The organism is Pseudomonas laurylsulfatiphila (genome assembly GCF_002934665.1).
In the GTDB taxonomy this organism is placed as follows: domain Bacteria; phylum Pseudomonadota; class Gammaproteobacteria; order Pseudomonadales; family Pseudomonadaceae; genus Aquipseudomonas; species Aquipseudomonas laurylsulfatiphila.
In genome coordinates this window covers 333,290-349,995 of record NZ_NIRS01000003.1, presented here as the reverse complement: position 1 = coordinate 349,995, position 16,706 = coordinate 333,290, and the positions used below count along the sequence as shown (strand labels likewise).

Sequence of the window (16,706 nt, the reverse complement as noted above, 5' to 3'; positions counted from 1 at the left end):
GTGTATTTGCCTTTGGGTTCTCCTTCTTAAATTGCCTGGAAATCTTCGATGCTGTCGTATCACCAAAAGCGTTTTCTGATCGTCGATGATTTCTCGGACTTCCGCAGTTCGGTTCGTTCGATGCTGCGCGAACTGGGCGTCAAGGAAGTGGACACTGCCGATACCGGCGAACAGGCGCTGAAAATGTGTTCGCAGAAGGCCTACGATTTCATCCTGCAGGACTTTCACCTGGGCGACGGCAAGAAGAACGGCCAGCAGGTGCTCGAAGACCTGATGGAAGAAAAGTTGATCAGCCATGAAGCGGTGTTCGTGATGGTCACCGCCGAAACCAGCCAGGCCATGGTGCTCAGTGCGTTGGAGCATGAGCCCGATGCCTACCTGACCAAGCCGTTCAACCGTTCCAGCCTGGCCCAGCGCCTGGAGCGCCTGGAGCAGCGCAAGACTTTGCTCAAGCCGATCCTGCAGGCCCTCGACCGGGGCAAGCCGATGGAGGTGCTCAATGCCTGCATCGCCCTGTGCAAGCAAGACATCCGTTACTCGCCGCTATGCCTGCGCTATCGCGCCGATGCCTTGCGCGACCTCAATCAGAACGAAGCGTTGGAGCGGCTGTACGACGGCATCATCGCCGACCGCCCGTTGCCATGGGCGTTTGCCGGGTTGGGCAAGTTGCTGTTCAAGCGCGGTCAGGTCGGGCAGGCCAAAGGTATCTACGAAAAAGCCCTGAAAGTGTTCCCGATGATGCCGTCGCTGTATGACGGCATGGCTGACGTGCTGGTCGCCGAAGGGGACACCAAGGGGGCGCAGCGCGTTCTCGAGGAAGCGATTCGCCTGTCGCCGCTGGCAGTGCGCCGGCAAGCGATGTTGGGCAAGCTGGCAATGACCAACGAGGACTTCGACACCGCTTCCAAAGCCTATCGTCAGGCGGTAGCCCAAGGCGCGCAGTCGCGTTTCAAGGACCCTGAAAGTAACCTCGGCCTGGCTCACGCCTTGATTAGCAAGGGCAGCGACAGGGGGCTGGATACCCGCACCCGACTGGAAATCAACACCACGTTGAGCGCAGTGGCCAAGGACAACCCTGGCGACCCTGGCCTGCAAATTCGTGCGCGCTTGATGAAGGCCACCAGTCTGCTGATCAACGATGCGGAAACGGCCGACAAGCTCACCGAGCAGGCCTTGTTGCGCCTCGATGGCATGGAGCAATTCATGAGCGCCGAAGCGGCGTTGCTGGTGGCCAAGCAACTGAAAATGCTCGGGCAGTCCGAAGCCGGTACCGCGATGCTGAAAAACTGCGTGGAAATCTACGGCGACGATCCGGCGGTCATGAAGGACATCGCCAAGCAGACCGACGACCCGAGCATCCTCAATTCCGGAAACGCCGCCGCTGAACTCAACCGTCAGGGCGTGCGCGTCTACAAGACCGGCAATCTGGTGGAGGCCCGGCAGGTCTTTCGCAAAGCCCTGGCCATGCAACCGAAGAACATCAGTATCGCCCTGAACATGGCGCAGTCGTTGTTGCACGGCACCGATACCAGCGTTGCTTCGGCGGAGCTGGAGGAGTGCCGGACCTGCCTGAAAATGGTCGGCCTGATGCCCGACACCGACGCGCGTTTTCCACGCTACCAAAAGCTCAAAAGCAAGGCGTTTGGCCAATGAACGACAACGAACAGGCACTGGACTTCTCCACGGTGATTGCCTCCACCGTGCACGACATGAAGAACTCGCTGGCCATGCTGATGCAGGCCCACAGCCAGTGGCTGGCGCGATTGCCGGAATCGGCGCAGCAGACGCCGGAGCAGGGCGTGATCGACTTCGAGTTCGCCCACCTCAACGGCATGCTGGTGCAGTTGCTGGGGCTGTATAAGCTCGGCGTCAACCAGATGCCGTTGCAACCGGCCTACCATGAACTGGACGACTTCATCGAAGCGCAACTGGCGTGTCATCAAGAGGTGTTCGCCAGCCGCGGCATCATGGCGACCTATGAAGTGGACCCGTTGAGCCCGCTGGGTTTCTTCGACCGCGAGTTGATCGCGTCGGTATTGGCCAACTGCATCAACAACGCCATTCGTTTTGCACGGCATGCCGTTCTGATCAGTGTCAGTGACGAAGCCGGGCAACTGGTGTTGACCATCAATGACGATGGCGAGGGCTATCCGGCGCCGATGATCGAGCGTCAGGCCGATTACGCACAGGGCATCAATCAAAGCACCGGCAGCACAGGGCTGGGCCTGTACTTTGCCGGACGAATTGCCGCGTTGCATCAACGCAACGGCGTGGGCGGGCACACCGAAATCAGCAATGGCGGTCCGTTGGGCGGTGGGGTGTTTCGGCTTTACCTGCCCTGACAGGCCGCATATTTATCGACGCTGCTTGAAATTCCGAACACGCGGAGCCTATTTTGTACGGTCGCCGTTCGCGGCCCGCACAATAACAAGGATAGCGTCATGACGACCGTTGGCCTGAGTTCACTCGCGCAGCGATTGACGGGCATTGATGAAGTTGAATGTGTCACGCCGGATTTGAACGGCGTTCCACGGGGCAAAGTGATGACCTCCGAGGGTTTTCTCGACGGTCGACGATTGCAGCTGGCGCGGGGTGTGCTGCTGCAATGCATCATGGGCGGATACCCGCCGGCGCGGTTTTACGGCAGCGATGATGGTGACCTGGCGCTGATTCCGGACCCTGCACAAATCCACCGCTTGCCCTGGAGCAACCCGCCGCGTGCTTTCGCCATTTGCGACGCGAACGAACTGGGCACTACCACCAGCTCCAACCTGTCGACCCGTGGCCAGCTCAAGGCTGTAATTGCCCGTTACGCGGCCCGCGGCCTGGCGCCGGTGGTGGCGACCGAGCTTGAGTTCTTCGTTTTTGCGCCTAACACCGACCCGACTCAGCCGTTCCAGCCACCGGTGGGGCAGGACGGTCGCCGCGAGGACGGTCAGTCGGCGTTCAGCGTCAGTTCCAACAACGGCTTGCGGCCGTTCTTCAACGAAGTCTACGCGTGCATGGCGGCGCTGGGATTGCCTCGCGATACCTTCATGCACGAGATGGGCGTCAGCCAGTTCGAGATCAACCTGCTGCATGGCGATCCATTGCTGCTGGCCGACCAGACGTTCCTGTTCAAGCACCTGCTCAAGGAAGTGGCTCTCAAGCACGGCCTGAGCGTGGTCTGCATGGCCAAGCCGTTGGCGCATACGCCGGGCAGTTCGATGCATATTCACCAGAGCGTGGTCGAGATCGATTCGGGGCGTAACGTGTTCAGTGACGAGGCGGGGCAGGAGACGGCGACCTTCCGCCATTTCATTGCCGGTCAGCAAGTGTGCATGGCCGACTTCACTGCGTTGTTTGCGCCGAACGTGAACTCCTATCAGCGCTTGTGCCACCCTTACGCCTCGCCGAACAATGCCTGCTGGTCCCACGACAACCGGGCGGCCGGCCTGCGTATCCCGGCCAGTTTGCCGGTGGCCCGTCGGGTCGAGAACCGTTTGCCCGGGGCCGATGCCAACCCGTATCTGGCCATTGCCGCAAGCCTGGCGGCAGGGTTGCATGGCATCGAGAACGCATTGGAGCCGAGCGCACCGATCCAGGGTGAATTCGAAGTGCCGGACAATCTTTCATTGCCGTGTACCTTGCATGCGGCACTTGAGCGTCTCAAACGTAGCCAGTTGGCCAAGGAACTGTTCGGCACGGAATTCATCGAAGGCTACATTGCTTCGAAGACCCTGGAACTGACCAGTTTCCATGATGAAATTACGCCCTGGGAACGACGTGTTTTAGCCGCCCAGGCCTGACGATCTGTCGACATCCGGCTATCGTTTAGCGATAGCCGATTCTCACTGCAAGGAGCCGCTCGGAACGCCGATGCGCCAAATCTGGAAATCCTTTCGAGCACTGTATTTCGCCTCGCTGATGATGCTGATCGGCTCGGGCCTGCTGAGCACTTACCTGGGCCTGCGCCTGGCGGCCGACCATGTCGACAGCCTGTGGGTCGGTGCGTTGATGGCCGCCAACTATTTCGGCCTGGTGCTGGGGGGCAAGATCGGTCACCGCTTGATTGCCCGGGTCGGGCATATCCGGGCCTACTCGGCCTGTGCCGGGATCGTCGGTGCGGCGGTGCTCGGCCATGGCCTGGTCGATTGGCTGCCGGCCTGGCTGTTCCTGCGGGTCATAGTGGGCCTGGGCATGATGTGCCAGTACATGGTGATCGAGAGCTGGCTGAACGAGCAGGCCGAAGCCAAGCAACGCGGGTTGGTATTCAGCGGTTACATGATCGCTTCGTACCTGGGCCTGGTGATGGGGCAGCTGATTCTGGTCATGCACCCGGCGCTGGGGCTGGAGCTGCTGATGCTGGTCGCCCTGTGTTTTGCCCTGTGTCTGGTGCCTGTGGCCCTGACTCGGCGGATTCACCCTGCACCCTTGCATCCTGCACCGATGGAGCCACGGTTCTTTATCAAGCGTGTCCCGCAATCATTGAGTACGGTGCTCGGGGCGGGCCTGATTGTCGGTTCCTTCTACGGTCTGGCGCCGCTGTATGCGTCGCAGCAAGGGTTGTCCACGGAACAGGTCGGTCTGTTCATGGGGTGCTGCATTTTTGCCGGTCTGCTGGTGCAGTGGCCGTTGGGCTGGTTGTCCGACCGCTACGACCGGGCCGTGCTGATCCGCAGTTTCGCGTTCAGCCTGGCACTGGCTGCACTGCCGCTGGCGATCATGCCGCAGGTGCCGCTGGAGGTATTGTTCATCGCCGGCTTCCTCTGCTCGCTGGTGCAGTTCTGCCTGTATCCGTTGGCGGTGGCGTTCTCCAATGACCACGTCGAAGGTGATCGCCGGGTGTCCCTGACGGCGATGTTGCTGGTCACCTATGGCGTGGGTGCGAGTATCGGGCCGCTGGTGGCAGGTGTGCTGATGAAGCTGTTTGGCAGCCAGATGCTCTATGCGTTCTTCAGTTTCTTTGCGTTGGTGCTGGTATGGCGGATTCGCCCGAAAGCGGTGACCAACCTGCATCAGGTCGACGACGCACCGCTGCATCACGTGGCCATGCCGGACAATATGACGAGTTCGCCACTGGTGGCCTGCCTCGACCCGCGTGTTGATGAGCAGGTGGTGCAGGATCAGATGCACACTCCGGTGAGTACCGGGCCAGAGCCCGAGCCTGAGCCAGAACCTGAATCGGTCACCGAAACTGAAACCGATCAACCGCCGCAAGACCCTGATACAGGGCGGGACCCTAACTTCAGCGAGGCCAGGCCTTAAAGTCGGGGCACAAAAAAACGGGCAGTCACCGCAAGGGACTGCCCGTTTTTTGTGGAGGCTCTATCAGATGTCGTCTTTGTCGAAGCGGCGCGCTTCACGCTGCAACTGGTAGACGAAACGTTCGACCTGACGCTGTACCAGTCCGCTCATGTTGTGGAAGCGAACGCCGGCGAAGGTGGTGGAGATCTTTTCTTCGAAGTGCAGATAACGCAACTCGACCGGAGCCGTCATCTTGCCAAAGGGCAGGTCGGCGCTGAAGCGGTCGTACACCTGGCCCAGTTGCAGACTGCCCGTGATGTCGCCGTCGAAACGCAGTTTGCAGCCGGTAGCGGAAATATCCAGCAGCTTGCCGCTGATGGGGGCCTTGAGCTTTTCGCCGTCGAGATTGACGTTGACCAGTTGTGCCAGCTTCAGTGCCGCGCGGAACGCATTGCGACGCTGGTGGTACACCACTTCGTCGGGCAGGGCGCCGCGATAGCAGCGGCTGCCACCGGATTCGTCGATCTTCAATTGGCCGTTGCTTTCCCAGGCGATGCGCACACCTTCGTGGAAGCCTTCGACCCTGAAGGGTTCGCCCGCCATCAGGTAGCGCTCGCCATCGCGAGGGATCATTTCGTCCAGGGCGATCATGTTGCTGTCACGGTCCAGGTCCACCAGATAGCTCTGGAAGCGCTGGCTGCGCTCGTGGAACGTGATGATCAGCGGGTCATGGCTTTCGAGCAGCTGGCGCAGATTGCTGGAGATTTCCAAGGGCGTGGAGAGCACCTTGGGGGGCTGCGGAGCATCATCCACGGATAAGGCATTGGACACGGTTAATCAATCTCCAGACAAAATTTGACTACGACTGGCCAGCATTTTGCCAGCATCTTTCGCGTCTTGGATAGAGCGGGCGCATCAAGCGGCCTAAGCCTGACTGAGCGGGCGCGGCTTAGCAAGCTTGGAGAATGTTCCGCTGGCATCGTAGAGCGCCGGGGTTTCACCACCGTTGAGAATTCTCAGCTGGGTGGCCGTAGCGGCCTGCTGAGTGAGGATCGATTGACCGTTGCTGGCATTACTGGCCTGGCACTGGACCAGGAGATCGCTCAGCACGTCACTTTGCGCCAGCAACTGGTCGCCAATGCTCGACTGGCTGGCCAGTTGCTCCAGCCCGCCGCGGTTGGTCGGCAGGTTGAGGCTGGCGAGAATTTCACTGCGCTTGCGGCCATGCTGTTCGAGCAAGACGACCAATGCCTGTTTCTGCGCCAGGATGTCCTCGAGCAATGGCATGTCACGGCCATGCAAGGCGAGGGATTCGGTCTGCAGTAATTCCAGCAGGTGTTGCGCTGGAGCAAAGTCGTCTGTGATCAGTTGCAGTAGTTGAGTGTCGTGCATGGCTGGCCTTGGGTTTTAAGCGTCCAAAAGCCTGGCGCCGGCGGTGGCCTAGCGCTGGGCTTCGAAGTTGAGCAGTTTGCTGGCTACACGGTTGCTGTCGACTTTATAGCTGCCATCGGCAATCGCTGCTTTCAACTCGGCCACGCGGGCTTTGTCGACGGCAGGCTGATCGCGCAGCGTGTCAGTGACCTTCTGCAACTGTTGAGCCTCATTGCTGATATGTACCGATTCCCCGCTGTTGACGGTACCGGCCTGTTCGGCCGCGGATTCCAGCGGCGCGGTTTTGCCGGCTTCGGCGCTTTCCTTGCTGGCGCTGGTACGTGTACTGCCCGTAAGGGACGAGGAGCTGTTCAAACGGCTGAAATCGATGACCATGATAAAAAAACCTCTGGGAATTTGGACGCTTGCCATGGTTTCGGCCATTCCCTGGAAAACTTTAGGCTCATTTATCAATGAACCTCGCGCGCGTCAGCGCTTGCCCTGCATGGAGCACAGTCTAGGGAACCGCCGCGGCAAGCGCCACATTCCGATGAACAGAGCGCCTTACATGGACACTTCCACCTGCCCCGGCGCCATGACCTGCGCCTTGATGACCCGCTGGGAGTTGAGGTTTTTCACCCGGATCTGTTCGCTCAGGCTGCCGTTCGACAGGGCTTCGCCGGGCATGCGCACGCTCAGCGTACCGCTGCGGGCGGTAATCACCACCTGATCACCCTTGCGGATCACTTCGGCCTGTTCGATATGCACCAGGGTAATCACCTGGTCGGTGACCATTGGTCGGGTCAATCGCTGCCCGATCGCCTGGTCGAGAGACGTCAGGTAGCCCTGGCTGATCAGACTGATATCTCGCTCGCGCAGCACCACATCCTCAGGCTCGACAATGGCGGCACGGCGCAGTGGCCGGGCGGTGGTCACGACATCGCGAAACAGGCGGACTTGAGCGGGTACGAAGACAGTCCAGGGGGAGGCGCCCTCGCAGCGGACCTTGACCGTGACCCGTCCCAGCGGCTTTGGACTCTCAAGCGTTGCTGTCAATTCCTTGTCGCACATGGGCATGTGCATGCGCGGGTCGAGCGGGTTGACCTGGATCTCGTAGCGACCTTCCGTTTGACTGGTTGCCAGATAGTCTTCTACGGTGAATTCAAGAAAGCCCTGAGTGACGCCGATAAGCATGTCAGGCAAGGTAACCGCGTCAGCAAGGGCAGGGCTGCCAGCGTTGAACAGGCAAACAGCCGCCAGCACGCCAAGCAATTTGCGATAGGGTGTGGTCAGGCGTCGAAAAAATGTCGGTTCTGTGTTCATAACGATTAAAAAAGCAAGCGCCGTGCCGTTTAGTGATGAAGGCGCGTCGCAACAACACTTGGCGTTGGTGTAGGAGTCTGGGCATGGCTGGTGTAATGGATTCGGTAAACCAGCGCACGCAACTGGTGGGGCAGAATCGCCTTGAGCTGTTGTTGTTCCGTCTCGACGGCCAGCAGCTGTACGGGATCAACGTATTCAAGGTTCGGGAGGTGCTGCAATGCCCCCAACTGACGTTGATGCCCAAGTCCAGTCCTGTCGTGTGCGGCGTGGCGAACATCCGGGGGGCAACCATTCCGATCCTTGATCTGGCGATGGCGACCGGCTCCGGTGCGTTGAAGGACAAGAACAATCCGTTCGTGATCATCACGGAGTACAACACCAAGACCCAGGGTTTCCTGGTGCGCTCGGTGGAGCGCATCGTCAACATGAACTGGGAGGAGATCCATCCGCCACCCAAGGGCACCGGGCGCGATCATTACCTGACGGCGGTGACACGGGTCGACAATCAGTTGGTCGAAATCATCGATGTCGAGAAGGTGCTCGCGGAAGTGGCACCGACGCCGGAAGCGATTTCCGTCGGCGTGGTGGATGTCGAAACCCAGCACAAGGCGCTTTCGTTGCGCGTGCTGACGGTCGACGACTCCTCGGTGGCGCGCAAGCAGGTCACGCGTTGCCTGCAAACGGTCGGCGTCGAAGTGGTGGCGTTGAACGATGGTCGGCAAGCGCTGGATTACCTGCGCAAACTGGTCGACGAGGGTAAGAAGCCGGAAGAAGAGTTCCTGATGATGATCTCCGACATCGAGATGCCGGAGATGGACGGGTACACCCTGACGGCGGAAATCCGCAACGACCCGCGCATGCAAAAGCTTCATATCATCCTGCATACTTCGTTGTCGGGGGTATTCAATCAGGCGATGGTCAAGAAGGTCGGTGCCGATGACTTCCTGGCCAAGTTCCGTCCTGATGACCTGGCATCCCGGGTAGTCGACCGGATCAAAGCAGCAGATATCAGCTAGGGGCCTGCGCCCCTGGCAGTCAACACGATTTAAGAGGCGGCATCATTGTCTACGGGTAATTTGGATTTCGAACAGTTCCGGGTATTCCTGGAAAAAGCCTGTGGCATTTTGCTCGGTGAAAACAAGCAATACCTGGTCTCCAGCCGTCTCAACAAACTGATGGAACAGCAAGGCATCAAGTCTTTGGGTGAGCTGGTTCAGCGCATGCAGACCCAGCCGCGCAGCGGTTTGCGCGAACAGGTGGTGGATGCCATGACCACCAACGAAACCCTGTGGTTTCGGGACACCTACCCATTTGAAGTCTTGAAGAACAAGGTCCTGCCCGAAGCGATCAAGGCCAGCCCCGGCCAGCGCCTGCGTATCTGGTCGGCGGCGTGCTCGTCGGGCCAGGAACCGTATTCGCTGTCGATGTCCATCGACGAGTTCGAACGGGTCAACATGGGGCAGTTGAGGATGGGCGTACAGATCGTTGCCACCGACCTGTCCGGCACCATGCTGAACAACTGCAAGACCGGCGAGTACGACAGCCTGGCCATCGGCCGCGGTCTGTCGCCCGAGCGTCTGCAGCGTTATTTCGACCCGAAAGGGCCGGGGCGCTGGGCGATCAAGGCGCCGATCAAGAGCCGGGTGGAGTTCCGTTCGTTCAACCTGCTGGACAGTTACGCGAGCCTCGGCAAGTTCGACATCGTGTTCTGCCGCAACGTGCTGATCTACTTCTCCGCCGAGGTGAAGAAGGACATCCTGTTGCGCATCCACAGCACGTTGAAGCCGGGTGGTTACCTGTTCCTCGGTGCTTCCGAAGCGTTGAACGGTTTGCCGGATCATTACCAGATGGTCCAGTGCAGCCCCGGGATCATTTATCAGGCGAAATGATGCAAAAGCGGCGCGCATAAAAAAACGGGAGTCCTCAGGGGCTCCTGTTTTTTTATGCCTGGTGATTTCTCACGGTTGTCTCAATCTCCTTGTAGGAGCTGGCTTGCCAGCGATGGCGTCGAGTCAGCCGACGTTTAATTTGCTGACACACCGCTTTCGCTGGCAAGCCAGCTCCTACAGGGGGAGGTGGTGTTCTCAAGAGTGGTGCCAAGCGGCAGAAAAGCGGCAGGCGGCGGAAAACCGTTGCCGCTTTTCTGGCATTGCCGCGTTGCCATGTCCGGCAAAGCCCCGGTTTCCGGGGTTTTTTGAATTGGCATGGGGCTTGCTATGTCGATCCTACGAAAAATCAGGTCACCCAAAGGTTTCCCGACATGAGCATCAGCTTCGATAAAGCGCTCGGTATCCACGAACAAGCCCTGGGCTTCCGCGCCCAGCGTGCCGAAGTCCTGGCCAATAACATCGCCAACGCCGATACCCCGAACTACAAGGCTCGGGACCTGGACTTCTCGAAAGTGCTCGCCGAGCAGAACGAGAAAACCAAAAGCGGCACCTTCGCCTTGAACATGACCAACAGCCGTCATATCGAAGCTGAAGGTCTGGGCAATGGCGACGAGTCGTTGCTTTATCGCACGCCGATGCAACCGTCGATCGACCAGAACACCGTGGACGCTCAGCTGGAACAGTCGAACTACGCGGAAAACGCGATCGGCTTCCAGGCCAGCTTCACCCTGCTCAACAGCAAATTCAAAGGGCTGGTATCAGCCCTGCGCGGAGAGTAAGTCATGTCTCTATCCAGTGTTTTCAACATTGCCGGTAGCGGCATGAGTGCGCAGACCACGCGTTTGAACACCGTCGCTTCGAACATCGCCAACGCCGAGACCGTCTCGTCGAGCATCGACCAGACCTACCGCGCACGTCACCCGGTATTCGCCACCATGTTCCAGGGCGGCCAGAGCGGCGGCAGCGACTCGCTGTTCCAGAGCCAGGACGCCGCCGGCCAAGGCGTGCAGGTGCTGGGTGTGGTCGAAGACCAGAGCAATCTCGAGGCGCGCTACGAGCCGAACCATCCGGCCGCCGATGCCAAGGGCTACGTCTACTACCCGAACGTCAACGTGGTTGAAGAAATGGCCGACATGATTTCCGCGAGCCGTTCGTTCCAGACCAACGCCGAAATGATGAACACCGCCAAAACCATGATGCAGAAAGTCCTGACCCTCGGTCAGTGATAAGGGGCGACTCAGATGAGTGTTACCGATTCCACCAGTGGTTTGAGCCTCAACGACATCCTGGCCAACTCTTCGATCAAGACCAACACTGCCACTGACGGCCTCGCCTCGGCAGCCGGCAGCGCCTCGGGCAACAAGGCCCTGGGCAAGGATGCGTTCCTGCAGTTGCTGGTAACCCAACTGAAAAACCAGAACCCGCTGGAGCCTCAGGATAACGGTGCGTTTGTGGCACAGCTGGCGCAGTTCAGCAGCCTGGAAGGCATCACCACGCTCAACGACACCGTGAGCGGCCTGGCCAGCAACTACAACTCGTCCCAGGCCTTGCAGGCGTCGTCGCTGGTGGGCCGTTCGGTCATCGCGCCGGGCGACAAGGCCGTGGTCGATACCACCAAGAGCTTGAGCGGCACGGTGGTGGTGCCGTCTTCGGTGGCGTCCGCGACCCTGAAGATCACCGACTCAACCGGCAAGACCGTGCGCACCATCGACCTCGGTTCGCAGAAGGCCGGCAACGCCAGCTTCATCTGGGACGGCAAGAACGATGCGGGTGAGACGGTACCTGCGGGCACCTACACCTTCGGTGCCACGACCGAGATCGATGGCAAGTCCGTCGCGTTGATCACCAACCTGCCCGCGACCGTCAACAGCGTGACCATCAGCCAGACCGGCGGTGAGTTGATGCTCAATCTGGCCGGGCTGGGCAGCGTTGCCCTGTCCAAAGTACAAACCATTGGTATGTAAAGCCGACTAACCCGGCACAAAGGAGTGAAGTATGTCTTTCAACATCGGTCTTAGCGGTCTCTTTGCATCCAACAAACAACTCGACGTTACCGGCAACAACATCGCCAACGTCGCGACCACGGGTTTCAAATCGTCCCGTGCAGAATTCGAAGATGTGTACTCGGCGACCCGCCTGGGCACCGGCAGCAAGACCATCGGCAACGGCGTGCGCCTGGCCAACGTTTCCCAGCAGTTCACCCAGGGTGACGTGAGCAACACCGGCAACGTGCTCGACATGGGTATCCAGGGCAACGGCTTTTTCGTCCTGAACAACAACGGCTCGCTGACCTACACCCGTGCCGGTACGTTCAAGACCGACAAGGAAGGCTACGTCACCAACAGTGACGGCACGGCCCGTTTGCAGGGTTACGGTGTGGATGCCAATGGCAAGATTCTCAACGGCGTGTTGACCGACCTGCGAATCGACACCTCCAACCTGGCGCCGAAGGCCACCAGCACCGTTTCGTCGACGATCAACCTGAACTCCACGGCGCCGGTGATCGATCAGGCGGTGGTGGCCAACAAGTTCGATCCGAGCAAGCCCGCCACTTACACCAAGCAGTTCACTACCCCGGTTTTCGATACGCAGGGCAACCAGCACCCCATGGACCAGTACATGGTCAAGACGGGGCCGAACACTTGGGATACCTACACCCTGATCGATGGTCGCAACCCGGATGGCAGTGATCCGGCCGTGACGGCTCCAATCCCTTCGACCATGGCTTTCGATTCGAGTGGCAAGCTGGTTTCGGTTACCACTCCAGGTACTCCGCCTGTCGTCAGCCCGGATCTGAAGATCACTAACTGGGTCCCAGGCAAGGTGACCAACGGTGTATGGGCAGCCAACGGCGCCGCCGCCGATCCGGCGGGCGTGACCACTTCCATGAGCAACACCACGCAGTTCAACGCCGACACCGCGCGTTCGATTCCTGCGCAGAACGGCTACGCCACCGGCCAGATCACCAACCTGACCATTGATGGCAGCGGTGTGCTGCTGGCCAACTTCAGCAACAACCAGACCAAGCCGATCGGCCAGATTTCCCTGGCCAGCTTCACCAACGAGCAAGGCCTGCAGCCGGTAGGCGGCACAAGCTGGAAAGAAACCTACACGTCGGGCATCCCGGGCTACGATGCGCCGCAGACTGGCACCCTGGGTTCGATCGTTTCCAACTCCCTGGAAGAGTCCAACGTCAACCTGACCAACGAACTGGTCGACCTGATCAAGGCGCAGAGCAACTACCAGGCGAACGCCAAGACCATCTCGACCCAAAGCACCATCATGCAGACCATCATTCAGATGACTTGATGCTGGAAAATGCTGCACAAAAAAGCCCCTCGAGAGAGGGGCTTTTTTGTGCTCGCCGAAAACCTGTAGGAGCGAGCTTGCTCGTGATGTTCTTGAGAACGACGCGTGTATTCAGGATGAACCCGTTATCGTTTACGACCATCGCGAGCAAGCTCGCTCCTACAGGGATCGCATTGAACCTGTGGGAGCGAGCCTGCTCGCGATGGCGTCAGACCGGGCACCATTTTCCATGAGGCAAAAGAAAACCCCCGATCCGCCAGAGGCAGATCGGGGGTTTCGAGTAAGCGCCTTGCGGCGCTTGTCGGCTCAGCTTATTGGCAAGCTTCGCAATCCGGCTCGTCGATGGCGCAAGCCTTCGGCACTGGAGCAGGGCCGGCAGGCGCTGCCAGGACCGAATCTTCACCGTGGTTGCCGCCGCTGGAAACAGCGTTCAGCTTGCCGGTGTTGATGGTCGACTTCTCGGTGCTGGTCGCGGCCAGGGCACGGAGGTAGTAAGTGGTTTTCAGGCCACGGTACCAGGCCATGCGGTAGGTCACGTCCAGCTTCTTGCCCGAAGCGCCGGCGATGTACAGGTTCAGCGACTGAGCCTGGTCGATCCACTTCTGACGACGGCTGGCAGCGTCGACGATCCACTTGGTGTCCACTTCGAAGGCGGTCGCATAGAGCTCTTTGAGTTCTTGCGGGATGCGCTCGATCTGCTGCACCGAACCGTCGTAGTACTTCAGGTCGTTGATCATGACCGAGTCCCACAGACCGCGAGCCTTGAGGTCGCGAACCAGGTACGGGTTGATCACGGTGAATTCGCCCGACAGGTTCGATTTCACATACAGGTTCTGGTAGGTCGGTTCGATCGACTGCGATACGCCGGTGATGTTGGCGATGGTCGCGGTCGGTGCGATGGCCATGATGTTGGAGTTACGAATGCCTTTCTGTACACGGGCGCGAACCGGTGCCCAGTCCAGGGTTTCGTTCAGGTCGACATCGATGTACTTCTGGCCACGGGCCTCGATCAGGATCTGTTGCGAATCCAGCGGCAGGATGCCTTTGGACCACAGCGAACCCTGGAACGTCTCGTACGAGCCGCGCTCGTCAGCCAGGTCGCAAGAAGCCTGGATCGCGTAGTAGCTGACCGCTTCCATCGACTTGTCGGCGAACTCGACGGCTGCGTCGGAACCGTAAGGGATGTGCTGCAGGTACAAGGCGTCCTGGAAGCCCATGATGCCCAGGCCGACCGGACGGTGCTTGAAGTTGGAGTTCTTCGCTTGCGGCACCGAGTAGTAGTTGATGTCGATCACGTTGTCGAGCATGCGCACGGCGGTGTTCACGGTGCGTTGCAGCTTGGCGGTATCCAGCTTGCCGTCGACGATGTGGTTCGGCAGGTTGATCGAACCCAGGTTGCAAACGGCAATCTCGTCCTTGTTGGTGTTCAAGGTGATCTCGGTGCACAGGTTCGAGCTGTGGACCACGCCGACGTGCTGCTGCGGGCTGCGCAGGTTGCACGGGTCCTTGAAGGTCAACCATGGGTGGCCGGTTTCGAACAGCATCGACAGCATCTTGCGCCACAGGTCTTTGGCCTGGATGGTCTTGAACAGCTTGACCTTGCCCGGGTACTCGGTCAGGGCTTCGTAGTACTCGTAGCGCTCTTCGAAGGCCTTGCCGGTCAGGTCGTGCAGGTCCGGTACTTCGGATGGCGAGAACAGGGTCCACTTGCCGTCATCGAAGACGCGCTTCATGAACAGGTCAGGGATCCAGTTGGCGGTGTTCATGTCGTGGGTACGACGGCGGTCATCACCGGTGTTCTTGCGCAGCTCGATGAACTCTTCGATGTCCATGTGCCAGGTTTCCAGGTAGGCACACACAGCGCCTTTGCGCTTGCCACCCTGGTTAACGGCAACGGCGGTGTCGTTCACGACTTTCAGGAACGGAACCACGCCCTGGGACTTGCCGTTGGTGCCCTTGATGTACGAACCCAGCGCACGAACCGGCGTCCAGTCGTTGCCCAGGCCGCCCGCGAATTTCGACAGCATGGCGTTGTCGTGGATCGCGTGGTAGATGCCCGACAGGTCATCCGGCACGGTGGTCAGGTAGCAGCTCGACAGCTGTGGACGCAGGGTACCGGCGTTGAACAGGGTCGGGGTCGAAGCCATGTAGTCGAAGGACGACAACAGGTTGTAGAACTCGATGGCACGGGCTTCGCGGTCTTTCTCTTCGATCGCCAGGCCCATGGCCACGCGCATGAAGAAGATCTGCGGCAGTTCGAAACGCACGCCATCCTTGTGGATGAAGTAACGGTCGTACAGGGTCTGCAGGCCCAGGTAGGTGAATTGCTGGTCGCGCTCGTGGTTGATCGCCTTGCCCAGTTTTTCCAGGTCGAAGGAGGCCAGCTCAGGGTTCAGCAGCTCGTATTCGATACCCTTGGCGATGTAGGCCGGCAGCGCCTTGGCGTACAGGTCGACCATCTCGTGGTGGGTGGCGCTTTCGGCGACGCCGAGGAAGCCCAGGCCTTCGGCACGCAGGGTGTCCATCAGCAGGCGCGCGGTCACGAACGAGTAGTTCGGTTCGCGTTCAACCAGGGTACGGGCAGTCATCACCAGGGCGGTGTTGACGTCGGTCAGGGCCACGCCGTCGTACAGGTTCTTCAGGGTTTCGCGCTGGATCAGGTCGCCGTCGACTTCTTCCAGGCCTTCGCACGCTTCGGTGACGATGGTGTTCAGGCGGCCCATGTCCAGCGGCGCGAAAGTGCCGTCAGCGCGGGTGATGCGGATCGACGGGTGTGCGTTGACCGCAGCTTCGGCCGGGGCGTGGGCAGCGCGTTCTTTCGAACGACCGTCGCGGTAGATCACGTAGTCGCGAGCGACTTTCTGCTCGCCGGCACGCATCAGGGCCAGTTCGACCTGGTCCTGGATTTCTTCGATGTGGATGGTGCCGCCCGAAGGCATGCGACGCTTGAAGGTCGCGGTGACCTGTTCGGTCAGGCGGGCAACGGTGTCGTGGATTCGCGACGAAGCGGCAGCGGTGCCGCCCTCAACTGCGAGAAACGCTTTGGTGATGGCGACGGTGATTTTGTCATCGGTGTAAGGAACGACAGTGCCGTTACGCTTGATCACGCGCAGTTGGCCAGGCGCGGTGGCGGACAGATCCGAATTCGAATCAGCGGCCTGCGGCAAGGTGCCCTGCGGGTTCTCGCGAGTTGTGTCGGTTTGCATGGGGGAGTGTCTCCACATTCTCTATGTTTGTTTGGGCACCATCACGGTGCCCACCGTTCTGTCCTGAAGCACTACAACCGACATGGCATCGGGCATAACAACTTCGGGACAGTAGGAAAAAGGCTAATGATGCCGCTTCCGTGCCGAAGTCTTTGGCCCCGAGCCTGAGCTCGAAGCCGGATTCCTTTCTGGGGTGCCTGTCATGACTGCAACACCCGTACCGTTCCGGCCATGCGGGCCTGAAAAAACGGTGCCATCCGCCTGTGCGGTTTGGGCTTGTAAAATCGTGCTTGGTTCAACCATAAACTGGCAATAAGCGCTTGAGTTTGTGGTCTGAAATGTGGTTGGGCTTTTAAGCTAAAACCCTACATGTAGGGTTTTT

Annotated in this window: 15 protein-coding genes; 10 read left to right on the top strand and 5 right to left on the bottom strand. The window is 59.6% G+C overall.

The window, feature by feature from the left end:
* The first annotated feature begins 48 nt into the window (after nucleotides 1-48).
* The 4 genes from CD175_RS12055 to CD175_RS12040 all read left to right on the top strand — a co-directional run bounded on the left by CD175_RS12055 (nucleotide 49) and on the right by CD175_RS12040 (nucleotide 5,247).
* Nucleotides 49-1,653, top strand: coding sequence for a tetratricopeptide repeat-containing response regulator (locus CD175_RS12055; protein WP_104449082.1), 1,605 nt, complete (start codon nucleotides 49-51; stop codon nucleotides 1,651-1,653).
* Nucleotides 1,650-2,342 carry a sensor histidine kinase gene (locus CD175_RS12050; protein ID WP_104449081.1) on the top strand — a complete coding sequence of 231 codons (693 nt, stop codon included), beginning with the start codon at nucleotides 1,650-1,652 and terminating at the stop codon, nucleotides 2,340-2,342. The genes CD175_RS12055 and CD175_RS12050 overlap by 4 nt, the downstream gene beginning before the upstream one ends.
* Nucleotides 2,343-2,543: 201 nt before the next feature.
* Complete coding sequence (locus CD175_RS12045) at nucleotides 2,544-3,788, top strand: glutamine synthetase family protein (protein WP_167399527.1); 1,245 nt, start codon at nucleotides 2,544-2,546, stop codon at nucleotides 3,786-3,788.
* Nucleotides 3,789-3,858: 70 nt separating this feature from the next.
* Nucleotides 3,859-5,247: an MFS transporter gene (locus CD175_RS12040; RefSeq protein WP_104449079.1), complete on the top strand. Its 1,389-nt coding sequence runs from the start codon at nucleotides 3,859-3,861 to the stop codon at nucleotides 5,245-5,247.
* A gap of 63 nt (nucleotides 5,248-5,310) precedes the next feature.
* Here the strand turns inward: CD175_RS12040 and CD175_RS12035 are convergent, their stop codons facing one another.
* From CD175_RS12035 to flgA, 4 genes are all read right to left on the bottom strand, one after another.
* Nucleotides 5,311-6,057, bottom strand: a complete 747-nt coding sequence (locus CD175_RS12035; protein ID WP_102699812.1) for a flagellar brake protein — start codon at nucleotides 6,055-6,057, stop codon at nucleotides 5,311-5,313.
* 93 nt (nucleotides 6,058-6,150) lie between these two features.
* Nucleotides 6,151-6,618, bottom strand: coding sequence for a flagella synthesis protein FlgN (locus CD175_RS12030; RefSeq protein ID WP_104449078.1), 468 nt, complete (start codon nucleotides 6,616-6,618; stop codon nucleotides 6,151-6,153).
* Nucleotides 6,619-6,666: 48 nt separating this feature from the next.
* A complete protein-coding gene (flgM, locus tag CD175_RS12025; protein WP_007980134.1) occupies nucleotides 6,667-6,993 on the bottom strand; it encodes a flagellar biosynthesis anti-sigma factor FlgM in 327 nt (108 codons plus the stop codon).
* 168 nt (nucleotides 6,994-7,161) lie between these two features.
* Nucleotides 7,162-7,920 carry a flagellar basal body P-ring formation chaperone FlgA gene (flgA, locus tag CD175_RS12020; RefSeq protein WP_104449077.1) on the bottom strand — a complete coding sequence of 253 codons (759 nt, stop codon included), beginning with the start codon at nucleotides 7,918-7,920 and terminating at the stop codon, nucleotides 7,162-7,164.
* A gap of 83 nt (nucleotides 7,921-8,003) precedes the next feature.
* On the opposite strand from flgA, the gene CD175_RS12015 reads away from it, so the two are divergent.
* From CD175_RS12015 to flgE, 6 genes are all read left to right on the top strand, one after another.
* The gene (locus CD175_RS12015) at nucleotides 8,004-8,936 is read left to right on the top strand and encodes a chemotaxis protein CheV (RefSeq protein ID WP_015096472.1); all 933 of its coding nucleotides are present in this window, start codon (nucleotides 8,004-8,006) and stop codon (nucleotides 8,934-8,936) included.
* Nucleotides 8,937-8,981: 45 nt separating this feature from the next.
* The gene (gene cheR / locus CD175_RS12010) at nucleotides 8,982-9,809 is read left to right on the top strand and encodes a protein-glutamate O-methyltransferase CheR (protein ID WP_007980127.1); all 828 of its coding nucleotides are present in this window, start codon (nucleotides 8,982-8,984) and stop codon (nucleotides 9,807-9,809) included.
* Nucleotides 9,810-10,180: 371 nt separating this feature from the next.
* Nucleotides 10,181-10,588, top strand: coding sequence for a flagellar basal body rod protein FlgB (flgB, locus tag CD175_RS12005; protein WP_008051530.1), 408 nt, complete (start codon nucleotides 10,181-10,183; stop codon nucleotides 10,586-10,588).
* 3 nt (nucleotides 10,589-10,591) lie between these two features.
* Complete coding sequence (gene flgC, locus CD175_RS12000) at nucleotides 10,592-11,035, top strand: flagellar basal body rod protein FlgC (protein WP_007980123.1); 444 nt, start codon at nucleotides 10,592-10,594, stop codon at nucleotides 11,033-11,035.
* A gap of 15 nt (nucleotides 11,036-11,050) precedes the next feature.
* Entirely contained in the window at nucleotides 11,051-11,773 is a 723-nt protein-coding gene (flgD, locus tag CD175_RS11995) for a flagellar hook assembly protein FlgD (protein ID WP_104449076.1), read from the top strand.
* A gap of 31 nt (nucleotides 11,774-11,804) precedes the next feature.
* Nucleotides 11,805-13,118: a flagellar hook protein FlgE gene (gene flgE, locus CD175_RS11990; protein ID WP_104449075.1), complete on the top strand. Its 1,314-nt coding sequence runs from the start codon at nucleotides 11,805-11,807 to the stop codon at nucleotides 13,116-13,118.
* Nucleotides 13,119-13,429: 311 nt separating this feature from the next.
* Here the strand turns inward: flgE and CD175_RS11985 are convergent, their stop codons facing one another.
* Nucleotides 13,430-16,324 carry a ribonucleoside-diphosphate reductase subunit alpha gene (locus tag CD175_RS11985; RefSeq protein WP_104449074.1) on the bottom strand — a complete coding sequence of 965 codons (2,895 nt, stop codon included), beginning with the start codon at nucleotides 16,322-16,324 and terminating at the stop codon, nucleotides 13,430-13,432.
* Nucleotides 16,325-16,706: the final 382 nt, after the last annotated feature.

Coding starts and splice junctions, on each gene's coding strand:
- CD175_RS12055 (WP_104449082.1), top strand. CDS start 49: ATGCTGTCGTATCACCAAAAGCGTTTTCTGATCGTCGATGATTTCTCG.
- CD175_RS12050 (WP_104449081.1), top strand. CDS start 1,650: ATGAACGACAACGAACAGGCACTGGACTTCTCCACGGTGATTGCCTCC.
- CD175_RS12045 (WP_167399527.1), top strand. CDS start 2,544: ATGACCTCCGAGGGTTTTCTCGACGGTCGACGATTGCAGCTGGCGCGG.
- CD175_RS12040 (WP_104449079.1), top strand. CDS start 3,859: ATGCGCCAAATCTGGAAATCCTTTCGAGCACTGTATTTCGCCTCGCTG.
- CD175_RS12030 (WP_104449078.1), bottom strand. CDS start 6,618: ATGCACGACACTCAACTACTGCAACTGATCACAGACGACTTTGCTCCA.
- flgM (WP_007980134.1), bottom strand. CDS start 6,993: ATGGTCATCGATTTCAGCCGTTTGAACAGCTCCTCGTCCCTTACGGGC.
- flgA (WP_104449077.1), bottom strand. CDS start 7,920: ATGAACACAGAACCGACATTTTTTCGACGCCTGACCACACCCTATCGC.
- CD175_RS12015 (WP_015096472.1), top strand. CDS start 8,004: ATGGCTGGTGTAATGGATTCGGTAAACCAGCGCACGCAACTGGTGGGG.
- flgB (WP_008051530.1), top strand. CDS start 10,181: ATGAGCATCAGCTTCGATAAAGCGCTCGGTATCCACGAACAAGCCCTG.
- flgC (WP_007980123.1), top strand. CDS start 10,592: ATGTCTCTATCCAGTGTTTTCAACATTGCCGGTAGCGGCATGAGTGCG.
- flgD (WP_104449076.1), top strand. CDS start 11,051: ATGAGTGTTACCGATTCCACCAGTGGTTTGAGCCTCAACGACATCCTG.
- flgE (WP_104449075.1), top strand. CDS start 11,805: ATGTCTTTCAACATCGGTCTTAGCGGTCTCTTTGCATCCAACAAACAA.
- CD175_RS11985 (WP_104449074.1), bottom strand. CDS start 16,324: ATGCAAACCGACACAACTCGCGAGAACCCGCAGGGCACCTTGCCGCAG.